Origin of the sequence: Neobacillus niacini, assembly GCF_031456445.1 — a bacterium.
Taxonomy (GTDB): Bacteria; Bacillota; Bacilli; order Bacillales; family Cytobacillaceae; genus Neobacillus; species Neobacillus niacini_I.
Genome location: NZ_JAVDUQ010000008.1, coordinates 99,553 through 111,398, shown reverse-complemented (window position 1 = coordinate 111,398; position 11,846 = coordinate 99,553). Strand labels below are relative to the sequence as shown.

The 11,846-nt window shown below is 39.2% G+C and carries 13 protein-coding genes and 2 riboswitches; all 13 genes read right to left on the bottom strand.

Going from position 1 to position 11,846, the window contains the following annotated elements; all coding sequences use genetic code 11:
- Window positions 1-20 precede the first annotated feature (20 nt).
- Window positions 21-176 carry a hypothetical protein gene (locus J2Y67_RS09835; protein WP_310173369.1) on the bottom strand — a complete coding sequence of 52 codons (156 nt, stop codon included), beginning with the start codon at window positions 174-176 and terminating at the stop codon, window positions 21-23.
- Between the two features lie 265 nt (window positions 177-441).
- Window positions 442-1,839, bottom strand: coding sequence for a Fe-S cluster assembly protein SufB (sufB, locus tag J2Y67_RS09830; RefSeq protein WP_310173367.1), 1,398 nt, complete (start codon window positions 1,837-1,839; stop codon window positions 442-444).
- Window positions 1,840-1,899: 60 nt separating this feature from the next.
- Window positions 1,900-2,340: a Fe-S cluster assembly sulfur transfer protein SufU gene (gene sufU / locus J2Y67_RS09825; RefSeq protein WP_310173364.1), complete on the bottom strand. Its 441-nt coding sequence runs from the start codon at window positions 2,338-2,340 to the stop codon at window positions 1,900-1,902.
- On the bottom strand, window positions 2,330-3,559 hold the full coding sequence (locus J2Y67_RS09820; RefSeq protein WP_310173362.1) for a cysteine desulfurase: 1,230 nt from the start codon (window positions 3,557-3,559) through the stop codon (window positions 2,330-2,332). The genes sufU and J2Y67_RS09820 overlap by 11 nt, the downstream gene beginning before the upstream one ends.
- A 1-nt stretch (window position 3,560) precedes the next feature.
- The gene (gene sufD, locus J2Y67_RS09815; protein ID WP_310173361.1) at window positions 3,561-4,862 is read right to left on the bottom strand and encodes a Fe-S cluster assembly protein SufD; all 1,302 of its coding nucleotides are present in this window, start codon (window positions 4,860-4,862) and stop codon (window positions 3,561-3,563) included.
- Between the two features lie 21 nt (window positions 4,863-4,883).
- Window positions 4,884-5,666 (bottom strand): Fe-S cluster assembly ATPase SufC, encoded by a 783-nt coding sequence (gene sufC, locus J2Y67_RS09810; protein WP_026576037.1) that lies wholly within the window; start codon window positions 5,664-5,666, stop codon window positions 4,884-4,886.
- A gap of 387 nt (window positions 5,667-6,053) precedes the next feature.
- Window positions 6,054-6,881 (bottom strand): MetQ/NlpA family ABC transporter substrate-binding protein, encoded by an 828-nt coding sequence (locus tag J2Y67_RS09805; RefSeq protein WP_310173358.1) that lies wholly within the window; start codon window positions 6,879-6,881, stop codon window positions 6,054-6,056.
- A 15-nt stretch (window positions 6,882-6,896) separates the two neighbouring features.
- Window positions 6,897-7,562 (bottom strand): methionine ABC transporter permease, encoded by a 666-nt coding sequence (locus J2Y67_RS09800; RefSeq protein WP_310173356.1) that lies wholly within the window; start codon window positions 7,560-7,562, stop codon window positions 6,897-6,899.
- The gene (locus J2Y67_RS09795; RefSeq protein WP_310173354.1) at window positions 7,555-8,580 is read right to left on the bottom strand and encodes a methionine ABC transporter ATP-binding protein; all 1,026 of its coding nucleotides are present in this window, start codon (window positions 8,578-8,580) and stop codon (window positions 7,555-7,557) included. Before J2Y67_RS09795 ends, J2Y67_RS09800 begins: the two co-directional genes overlap by 8 nt.
- 163 nt (window positions 8,581-8,743) lie before the next feature.
- A riboswitch (SAM riboswitch) is annotated at window positions 8,744-8,850 on the bottom strand.
- A 132-nt stretch (window positions 8,851-8,982) separates the two neighbouring features.
- Window positions 8,983-10,299, bottom strand: coding sequence for an O-acetylhomoserine aminocarboxypropyltransferase/cysteine synthase family protein (locus J2Y67_RS09790; protein ID WP_310173351.1), 1,317 nt, complete (start codon window positions 10,297-10,299; stop codon window positions 8,983-8,985).
- Between the two features lie 60 nt (window positions 10,300-10,359).
- Window positions 10,360-10,461: riboswitch (SAM riboswitch) on the bottom strand.
- A gap of 78 nt (window positions 10,462-10,539) precedes the next feature.
- Entirely contained in the window at window positions 10,540-10,896 is a 357-nt protein-coding gene (locus J2Y67_RS09785; RefSeq protein ID WP_310173350.1) for a hypothetical protein, read from the bottom strand.
- 108 nt (window positions 10,897-11,004) lie between these two features.
- On the bottom strand, window positions 11,005-11,313 hold the full coding sequence (locus J2Y67_RS09780; RefSeq protein WP_310173348.1) for a thioredoxin family protein: 309 nt from the start codon (window positions 11,311-11,313) through the stop codon (window positions 11,005-11,007).
- A 7-nt stretch (window positions 11,314-11,320) separates the two neighbouring features.
- Entirely contained in the window at window positions 11,321-11,677 is a 357-nt protein-coding gene (locus J2Y67_RS09775) for a toprim domain-containing protein (protein ID WP_310173347.1), read from the bottom strand.
- Window positions 11,678-11,846 lie beyond the last annotated feature (169 nt).

Below are 11,846 nucleotides of genomic sequence, written 5' to 3'. Positions count from 1 at the left end.
AGCCTTTATTGGCGACAGTTTCAGCAACTTCCACCTGTTTTTTGTCGCCTATAGCCTTCTTTGGCGACACTTTCAGCAGCTTTCATCTCTTTTTTTTGTCGCCTATAGCCTTCTTTGGCGACACTTTCAGCTGCTTCTATCTGTTTTTTGTCGCCTATAGCCTTTATTGGCGACACTTTCAGCTGCTTCCACCTTTTTTTTGTCGCCTATAGCCTTTATTGGCGACAGTTTCTATAGCTTCTTCCTGTTTTTTGTCGCCTATAGCCTTTATTGGCGACACTTTCTATAGCTTCTTCCTGTATTTTTGTCGCCTATAGCCTTCTTTGGCGACACTTTCACAGGCTTCTATCAGATTTTTGTCGCCTATTGACCCCCAATTCACAAACTCGCCTTATGATCAAAAAAATCCGCCTGCTGAAACCAGCAAGCGGATTTTTCGAATTAGCCGATAGAACCTTCCATCTCGAACTTAATCAATCTGTTCATTTCTACGGCGTATTCCATTGGTAATTCCTTTGTAAATGGCTCGATAAATCCCATAACAATCATTTCAGTTGCTTCTTGTTCAGAAATTCCGCGGCTCATCAAGTAGAAGAGCTGCTCTTCCGAAACTTTCGAAACCTTAGCTTCGTGCTCAAGTGAAATATTGTCATTTAAAATTTCATTGTATGGAATCGTATCAGATGTTGATTCATTATCCATAATCAATGTATCACATTCAATATTCGAACGGGCACCATCAGCTTTACGTCCAAATGAAACCAAACCGCGATAGGTAGTTTTTCCACCATGCTTAGAAATAGACTTAGACACAATGGTTGAAGAGGTATTTGGTGCTAAATGGATCATTTTGGATCCTGTATCTTGGACTTGACCTCGGCCTGCGATGGCAATCGATAGGGTCAAACCGCGAGCACCTTCCCCTTTTAAAATAACAGCAGGATATTTCATTGTTAATTTTGAACCGATATTTCCGTCGATCCATTCCATTGTGGCTCTTTCTTCACAAACCGTACGCTTGGTTACAAGGTTATAAACATTGTTTGCCCAGTTTTGAATAGTAGTGTAACGGCAATATCCACCTTTTTTAACGATAATTTCAACAACTGCACTGTGAAGCGAGTTCGTCGTATAAACAGGAGCTGTACATCCTTCAACATAGTGAACGCTTGCGCCCTCATCCACAATGATTAACGTACGCTCAAATTGACCCATATTTTCAGAGTTAATCCGGAAATATGCTTGTAATGGTGTATCCACTTTAATACCCGGCGGTACATAAATGAAGGAACCACCTGACCAAACTGCAGAATTCAATGCAGCAAATTTGTTATCTGTTGGAGGAATAACCTTTGCCCAGTGCTCACGGAAAATATCTTCATTTTCTTTAAGAGCAGAATCAGTATCTTTAAATACGATTCCAAGTGCTTCAAGATCTTCCTTCATGTTATGATAAACAACCTCGGATTCATATTGAGCAGAAACACCGGCAAGGTATTTTTGTTCTGCTTCAGGAATACCAAGCTTGTCAAAAGTCGCTTTAATTTCTTCCGGTACTTCGTCCCATGACTTCTCAGATTTCTCAGATGGTTTTACATAATAAGTGATTTCGTCGAAGTTTAATGAATTCAAATCGCCGCCCCATTGTGGCATTGGCATATTATAAAAATGCTCAAGTGATTTTAAGCGGAAATCAAGCATCCACTGAGGTTCACTCTTCATTTTTGAAATCTCTTCAACAATTTCACGTGTTAAACCACGCTTTGATCGGAATATGGAAACGTCTTTATCGGCAAAACCATATTTATAATCACCGATTTCAGGCATCTTTTTCGCCATCGTCGTCTTCCTCCATTTCATAAACGACCCGAGACCAAAAAGGACTCTTTCGTTTTATTGTTATTCCTCTTCCTTCAAACCTTTTTCCATAGCCTTCCATGCTAAGGTTGCACATTTGATTCTGGCAGGAAATTTAGAAACACCCTGAAGTGCTTCAATATCACCTAAATCCACATCATCATCATCAACTTCTTTTCCCTGCATCATATCGGAAAAGATTTTTGAAAGTTTTAAAGCCTCTTCGACCTTTTTCCCTTTAATCGCCTGCGTCATCATCGAGGCAGAGGACATGGAAATCGAACAGCCTTCACCCTCGAACCTAGCATCCTCGACGATTCCATTAACCACCTTAAAGGTCAACTGAATACGGTCCCCACAGGTTGGGTTATTCATATTAATCGTATGACTGCCATCCTCTAAAATACCACGATTACGTGGTTTTTTATAATGGTCCATTATAACTCTTCGGTATAGTGCGTCTAAATCTAAATTAGAAGACATCGCTGAAATACTCCTTTGTTTTGACAAGCCCTTCAACGAGTTTATCAATATCTTCTTCCGTATTATAGAGGTAAAAGCTGGCACGTGCTGTCGCTGTTGCTTTCAGCCATCTCATCAATGGCTGTGCACAGTGATGTCCTGCCCGGACGGCAATTCCTTCTGCATCAAGGACGGTTGCTACATCATGCGGGTGAACATCATCGATATTAAACGTAACCAAGCCTGCACGCTTTGCCGGATCTTGAGGGCCATAAATTGTAAGGCCTGGAACGGAAGACATTTTATCTAATGCATATGCAGCAAGCTTATGTTCATGCTCGGCAATATTATCTAAGCCGACTTCATTTAAAAAGTCGATTGCTGCGCCAAGACCGACTGCGCCGGCAATAATTGGAGTCCCGCCTTCAAATTTCCACGGAAGTTCTTTCCAAGTTGATTCTTGTAAATGTACAAAATCAATCATTTCACCGCCGAACTCAATTGGCTCCATATTTTCAAGCAATTCTTTCTTACCATAAAGAACACCGATTCCCGTTGGCGCGCACATTTTATGGCCGGAAAAAGCAAGAAAATCACAGTCTAAATCTTGAACATCAATTTTCATATGCGGTGCACTTTGAGCACCATCAACTACCATTACTGCGCCATTTTCATGAGCAATTTTGGCAATTTCTTTTACAGGATTAATCGAACCAAGCACGTTTGAAACCTGCATAATGGAAACAATTTTCGTATTAGGTGTAACCTGCGCTCTAACATCATCTAAAGAAATGGTGCCGTCTTCTTGCAGGTCAATATATTTCAACCCAGCACCTGTCCGCTTGGCAACCTGCTGCCATGGAATGATATTACTATGGTGCTCCATATACGTAATGACAATTTCGTCGCCTTCTTTTAAATTCGCTGCTGCATAGCTTGCTGCAACCGTATTAATAGAAGTCGTTGTACCTCTAGTAAAAATAATCTCTTGTGTTGATTTCGCGTTGATAAACTTGCGAACCTTTTCCCTTGCCCCTTCGTACGCATCTGTTGCTCTTGTTCCTAGTGTATGCACACCGCGGTGGACATTGGAATTGATTTCACGATAATATTTTTCAACAGTCTCAATCACTTGGATTGGCTTTTGCGATGTTGCTGAACTATCCAAATAAACAAGTGGCTTACCATTAACTTCCTGGTCTAAAATGGGAAACAGTTTGCGAATATCTTGGATATTCATCTTATCGCACTTTCCTTTCAATCACTTCAGTTAATTGCTTTTTAACCCCTTCGATTGGAAGTTGGTTTACTACAGGTGCAAGGAATCCATGAATAATTAATCGTTCTGCTTCCGTTTTTGAAATACCGCGACTCATTAAGTAATAAAGTTGAACTTTATCCACACGACCTACAGAAGCAGCATGGCCTGCCATTACATCATCTTCATCAATCAAAAGAATTGGATTGGCATCCCCACGTGCTTTCTCGCTGAGCATTAAAATACGGGATGTTTGTTCCGCATCCGATTTAGATGCACCATGTTCAATTTTTCCAATTCCATTAAAGACAGTTGTCGCACTATCTTTCACAACACCATGGTTCAAGATATTTCCTTGTGTGTGTTGACCGAAGTGAACTACTTTCGTTGTGAAGTTTTGTGTTTGCTCACCACGTCCTACCACAACCGTTTTTGTATCACCATATGAACCGTCACCAATAAGATTGGTGGTATTCTCGGAAATCGTGTTTCCTTCATTCATTAAACCAAGTACCCATTCAATTTTGGCATCTCTGCCGGCAACACCACGGCGGTTTACATAAGTGGTGATCCCTTTTGCAAGGTAATCCACAGCCCCATATTTAACCTGTGCATTTGTATTCGCAACTACTTCAGTTACTAAATTGAAAATCCCAGCAGCTGATTCTACTGTAGAAATGTAATTTTCTACATAGGTAAAAGAACTATTATCTTCTGCAACGACAATAACATGGTTGAAAAGATTCGTTTGGGCATCATCATGTAAATAAACAGCCTGAATCGGCTCAGTAACTTCTACATTTTTGGGAACATATAAGAATACTCCACCGTTCACAAGTGCTGCATGCAGTGCTGTCAGGCGGTGTTCATCGGCATTAACCGCTTGTGTCATGTAATACTTTTTTAACAAATCCCCATGCTCTTTAGCAGCAGTGAAAAGATCCGTGAAAATGATGCCTTTGTTTTTAAGTTCTTCTGATAAAGATAAAAACGCAGGTGTTTGATTGCGTTGAATGTATAGATTTTTATTTTCCGCTACGAGCGATTTCACTTCTTCCGGTAATTCATTTAGAGAAGAGAATGGTTCGCTTTTTACACTATGTGAAGTGAATTGAGTAAAGTTCCATTTATCAATTTTTGTTTTTTCCGGTCTTGGCATTGGAAGTATATTGACATCAGCTAATGCCTTTACGCGGAGCTCTTCCATCCAAGCAGGTTCGCCTGCCTGCTTTGAAAAGGAGCGAACAAAATCCTGATCAAACGGTAATTTCGTTTCTGTTGTCATGGTAATCCTCCTAACGCTTACTTAAGCTTGCTCAACTGTTTCATCTTCAATTCCAAGTTCTTTCTTGATCCAGTCATATCCTTCTGCTTCTAAGCGTTGTGCAAGTTCTGGACCGCCTGATTTCACGATACGGCCTTGCATCATTACATGCACGTAGTCAGGAGTGATATAGTTTAAAAGTCGTTGATAGTGAGTAATGACTAAGCATCCGAAATCCTCACCGCGCATTTCATTAATTCCTTTTGAAACAACCTTTAAGGCATCGATGTCAAGACCAGAGTCAATTTCATCTAAGATCGCCATTTTCGGTTCAAGCATCATTAATTGAAGAATTTCATTACGCTTCTTCTCACCGCCAGAGAATCCTTCATTTAAATAACGCTGCGCCATATTAAGGTCCATTTCAAGGAATTCCATTTGTTTATCCATTTTACGGATAAATTTCATGAGTGAGATTTCATTTCCTTCGCCAAGGCGGCTATTGATTGCCGAACGTAAAAAATCGGCATTGGTTACCCCGTTAATCTCACTTGGGTATTGCATGGCTAAAAATAGACCCGCACGAGCACGTTCATCTACTTCCATTTCGAGAACGTTCTGACCGTCTAAAATGATGTTTCCGCTTGTTACCTCATATTTTGGATGACCCATGATCGCTGATGATAAGGTCGATTTACCTGTACCATTTGGACCCATGATTGCGTGGATTTCTCCACCTTTTACTTCAAGGTTTACACCTTTTAAAATTTCTTTTCCATCAATCTCTACATGTAGATCCTTGATTGTTAATGTTGAACCAGCCATATCTATACCTCCGAAAAGAAAGTTATTGTATCTTATAGAACGCAATACTTAAAAAATCTATTCTCATTCTATTCTCATTACAATCTTATAACAAATAGAATCTGATAGCAACTCCTAAACAGTGTTAACGTGAAATGATTTTCAGTGGAAGTACCTTAAATGAGAATAATTTTGTAAAAATTCAGACAATCAATTATGTAAAAAACACCCGAGTAAAATGATACCTTATTATTTAATCAATTGCCAAGGTAATAAAATTCAAATTCAATTTATTTTTCTCATAAAGAATTGGTTTCATGTAAGGTAATGTAATCATAAAGAAAAGATAGTCTCTGGAGCAAAGCACATAGAAAGAACCAGTGCCTGCTTGCACTGGTTCCATTTCATTTATTCTGCTGCCAAAACGGCACCATGGTACTTATCTTTAATGAATTTTTGAATTTCTTTTGATTTAAGAACTTCAATAAGTGTTTTAATTTCTGGACGGTCCTTGTCCTCAGAGCGAACAACAACAAGATTTGCTGGAACTACATCACTACCTTCAAATGCAATTCCATACTTTTTGATGTCAATACCGCCTTCTAATGCGTAGTTCGTATTAATAACAACCGCATCACCTTCACCGCTTTGGAAAGAAGAAGCTAATAATTTCGCTTCAATTAAAGTTGAGAAATCGAGTTTCTTTGGATTGGAAACAATATCCTCTACTCTTGCATTCGCGCCAACGCCTTTTTTAAGCTTAATTAAACCTGCTTTTTCAAAAATAGGTAAAATACGGCCATGATCACTAAGTGAATTACTCATAATAATTTTCGCACCGGTTGGAAGGTCTTTTAAGCTTTTATATTTTTTAGAATAAATTCCAATTGGTTCCTTATGGATTTCACCAACACTCACAAAATGAAAATCCTTGTTTTCTTTCATTTGAAGTGCTAAATAACCTGGTGTCTGGAAGTAGTTTGCATCAAGTTCTTTATCCCTTAATGCTACATTTGGAAGAACATAATCTTGAAAAACTTTTATTTCAAGGTCAATTCCTTTTTTCTTTAATAAAGGTTTTGCAGCTTCAAGCACTTCCGCATGCGGTACAGCAGAAGCACCAACGACTAATTTTTTGTTACCATCATTCTTTGCCGTATCATTTTTTGCACCTGAGCACGCTGTTAGAGCAAATGTTAATAATGCAACGAAAATGAGACTAAATACTTTCTTCATTTCTAATTCCTCCTTTTATCGTTTATCTGTTTTCTTTGTAAAATAATCTCCAATAAATTGGATAATAAAAACTAAAATTAAAATCGCAATCGTTGCTACCAACGTGACAAATGGTCTATTGCGCTGAAAACCTTCAAGGTAGGCAAAATTCCCAAGTCCGCCGGCTCCAATGACTCCAGCCATCGCTGTAAAGCTAACTAGCGAAATAGCCGTTACAGTTATCCCTGAAATTAATGCTGGCAAAGATTCCGGTATTAATACTTTAAATATAATACGGCCATGTGTTGCTCCCATCGATTGCGATGCCTCAATAACACCTTTATCGATTTCCCTAAGGGCAATTTCCACCATTCTTGCATAAAAAGGAGCTGCTCCAATAATCAGGGCCGGCATCGCCGCATCTGGACCGAGCATCGTCCCAAGCATTAATTTTGTAAATGGAATTAATAAAACAATTAAGATAATAAATGGAATCGACCTAAAAATATTAACAAAGCCAGCTATAATGACATTAACTGTTCGATTTGCCCATAAATTACCTTTAGCTGTTAAAAATAACAACAAGCCTAGTAATAACCCTAAAACAAATGTTGCAAACACTGAAATAAAAGTCATATAAATGGTTTCACGTGTTGCTGCTATTAATTCGTCCCAATTTACCATTTCCATTAGGTTAGCCATTACTGATCACCTCCACGCCAACTTGCTGTGAGTGAATATAATTGATGGCTTTCTGAATTTCATTAGATTGTCCATCCAAATGGATAAATAATGTTCCGTATGATCCGTTTTGCGTATGCGAAATTTTCCCTTGAAGAATATTTACGACAACATCGAAATCCCGGATTACGTTTGTAATTAATGGCTGTTCTGTTGCTTCCCCCACAAAAGAGAGCTGCACCACTTGCCCATGTGGATAAAGTTCAAGCAAATGCTCAGCAGTTTCTTTTGTCTCTTCCGGTTCTGTTACCTGCTGAACAAAGCGTTTTGTAATCGGCTGCTGCGGGTTTTTAAACACATCTAACACCGGACCAAGCTCTACAACTCTGCCGGCTTCCATCACAGCTACCCGGTGGCAGATTTTACGAATCACATGCATCTCATGGGTGATTAAAACAATCGTTAAACCAAGTCTTTTATTGATATCGACCAACAAGTCAAGGATTGAATCCGTCGTCTGCGGATCAAGTGCTGAAGTTGCCTCATCGCAAAGCAATACTTTTGGGTTATTCGCCAAAGCACGGGCAATACCCACTCTTTGCTTTTGACCGCCGCTTAGCTGCGAGGGATAAGCGTTTTCCCTGCCTTCGAGACCGACTAGTTTAACCAGCTCTCCCACGCGCTTTACTCTTTCCGCTTTATTTACCCCGGCAATTTCTAATGGGAACTCAATATTCTCACTTACTGTTCTTGACCAAAGTAAATTAAAGTGCTGGAAAATCATGCTGATTTCTTGGCGAGCTTTTCGTAAATCACTGCCTTTGATTTTTGAAATTTCCCGGCCGGCAACGGTAACCGAGCCTTCTGTAGGAAGCTCCAGTCCGTTTAACATACGAATAAGCGTACTTTTACCGGCACCACTATAACCAATTACCCCAAAAATTTCTCCTTGGTTTATTTCAAGGTTCACATCGTCTACTGCTTTTAACTGTCCTTGTTTCGAAGGAAAAATTTTTCGGACATTTTTTATAGAAATCATCGAATTCACCTTCTTTTTTTCTAAAATACGTGCAAATTAAAAATTCACAATTGCTAGAGTGTCACTTAAACATAGGGTTTGAAGTTTAAAATAAAACATTCTATCTTAGTAAAATAAAAATGCCTTTCTGCACAGGCAGAAAGGCATAAGAAAATTAACCTTTCTCCCATCTCTCAAAGCAAAAAGCTTTGTGTGAATTGGCACCATTTCAATAAAATTGACGGTTGCCGGGCTTCATCGGGCACATCCCTCCACCTCTCTCGATAAGAGCATTAAGCATCCTATATTCAATTAACACACATGAATGTCGCAATCATTTTATTACGAAAGCAATCGTATCATGGATAAAAAGAGGTGTCAATGAAAATTCTACATATTTAGAAAAAATCAAATATGGTATTATTAGGCATTTGCGGTTAAAGACGTCAGCCCTGTTGCTGCTGCAATGGCGAATTCAAGATCTTCAATTAAATCCTCCACATTTTCAATACCAATGGAAAGACGAATTAAATCTTCAGATACACCGGCTGCTTTAAGACCTTCAGCGTCCAATTGCTGGTGTGTTGTACTTGCCGGGTGGATGATTAAGCTCTTCGCATCCCCTACATTGGCCACATGTGCCCAGAGAGTAATCGAATCAATTAACTTAGCCCCTGCTTCCTTTCCACCCTTAATTCCGAATACAACCATTGAACCTGCACCTTTTGGTAAATATTTTTTAGCCAGTTCATGGTCAGGATGTGATGGATGTCCTGGATAGGAGACCCATGCAACCGCAGGATGGTTTACTAAATAATCAACAATCTGTTTCGTATTGGCAACATGCTCTTTCATACGGACATGAAGGGTTTCAAGTCCAAGAACAAATTGGAAAGCATTTTGCGGACTTAAAGCAGGACCTAAGTCGCGCAATAATTGCACACGCGCTTTGATGATATAGGCAACCGCACCAAGTGCCTCTGCATAAACCAGATCATGATAGCTTGCATCAGGTGTTGTAAAGCCTGGGAATTTCGGCGAATTCCAATCAAACTTACCACCGTCTACAATTATCCCGCCGGTTGTCGTACCATTTCCCAACAGCCATTTCGTAGCAGAGTGCACAACAATGTCTGCCCCGTGTTCAATCGGACGGCAAAGATAGGGTGTTGCAAAGGTGTTGTCGATAATCAGTGGAACACCTGCCTCGTGGGCAATATCGGCCACTTTTTCAATATCTAATATGGTTAAACTTGGATTACCGATTGTTTCAGCGAAAACCGCTTTTGTTTTATCCGTGATAGCAGCGCGAAAGTTTTCAGGATTTTCAGGATCAACGAATTTTACGTTAATTCCGTATTTTGGAAGTGTTACTGCAAAAAGATTGTAGGTGCCGCCGTATAATGTGGATGCAGCGATAATTTCATCTCCTGCTTGAGCAAGGTTTAAAATCGCTAAGGTAATGGCAGCCATCCCACTTGCAACCGCAAGGGCTCCTACGCCGCCTTCTAATAAGGCAACTCTTTCTTCGAAAACAGTTGTTGTAGGGTTGTGAATGCGTGTATATATGTAACCAGGTTCTGCTAACGCAAATAAGTTAGCGGCATGTTCTGTGCTTTTGAATTGATAGGCATTGTTTTGATAAATCGGGACAGCACGAGCACCTGTTACAGGATCTGGAGATAAGCCTCCATGAACACTTAAAGTTTCAAAACGTAATTTCTTTTGATCGACTCCCACACTAATGCACTCCTTTTTAAAAAAATAAACCCCCGCTTCATAAGAAGAGGAGGCTTGCTCTTCTTATCTTTTCAGAGCATATTGCTCTGCTGGAATTAGCACCGTGTAAAAACCGGTTGCCGGGCATCATAGGGCCAGTCCCTCCACCGCTCTTGATAAGAATATTTATTGAATTATCACTATTGATTGAATATTTAAACAGATAATACACCTTTATTCCGATAGAGTCAATAGGTTTATTTAGATTATATTTAAAGATTTTGTGTCTATTTTCGTTAAATAAAAAAGCGCCTCCAAAAGCAGCAATGTTCGGAAAGAAGCCATAACCTGCAGCCGCCCGTTTTGCATGAGAAACCTTAATTTCCTTTCACCGGAAAGAAGCTGTTCAACCGTTTCTTCATCCCCATAGATTTCACATTTTATAAAGCTTTCGCTTGGATCATGCAGTAAAGTGCATTCTCCATTTTTTAAAATAACTTCGATGTTTTGCTGCCCGCAAATAAAATGGACCAACAGACAATCCTCTTTATTTAGTAAAGATCGTACATGATTACACTCTTTAACCTTGGTCAGAAAGCTTTGAATCATTTCCATCATCTTCATCACTCCGTTCCATTCGCTTAACTAACTAATTCAGCAATTGGAACGATAATCCTTTCAAAACCTGTCGACAAATTAAAACAGATGCTGCAAGCAGCATCTGTTTTATGTTAGATTTTCTTTGATTTTTTCCAGCAAATAAGGGACAGAGCGGAAAGCGTAGAGCAATTCAACCACTTGACCATCGTGAATAAACATTAAACACGGAACACTTTCAATACATAAGCTTTTCCCATAATCAGGGGAAAAATTTAAATTCATTTTCCCCATATTGAGGTCCACCATTTGTTCAACGATTTGCAGCATCCTTGAAGCTACCTGACAGGTTCCGCATAGAGGGGTATAAAAGTACACAAACCCTGTCGATTTATTTTCTATAAATGATGAGAATTCATCACGATTCCATTCGTTCATGATTTACTCAGCAATTCTCCAAAAATTGTGTATGAACGTCAATATTTGCCCCTAACAAGACGGTCGCAAGGTGGTGCTCAGGGGCTGTTGCCACTTCACGGTATGCTCGGTCAATATAGATATGTTCAGCTTCGGGAAATTCCCTTTTAAACTGTTTCCGAAGTTTTTCTCCGGCTGCATCCGCATCAACTAGAATATAGACATCCTTGTCCTCAAGAAAATCAATTAATTCATCTAACTTTGTAATGCTAATGGTCCCATTGGTACATATGATTTCAACAGGTTCCTTTACAATTCTTTTGACCTTTCTTTTATCAGATGTTCCTTCCACAATAAGAACCTTGTCAACATATGAGTCATTCATATCATCACCTGTATAATGAAGTCTTTTTTTTATGTTAACATATTCTAGATATACATATAACGTGAGCCTTGCTTTTATGTCCATTTTTATTAAAAAAATAAGGAAATGAAGATACTTTTAAAAAATGAAGGTATTTCCTGTTATATTGTATTATTTATATCCTAATATA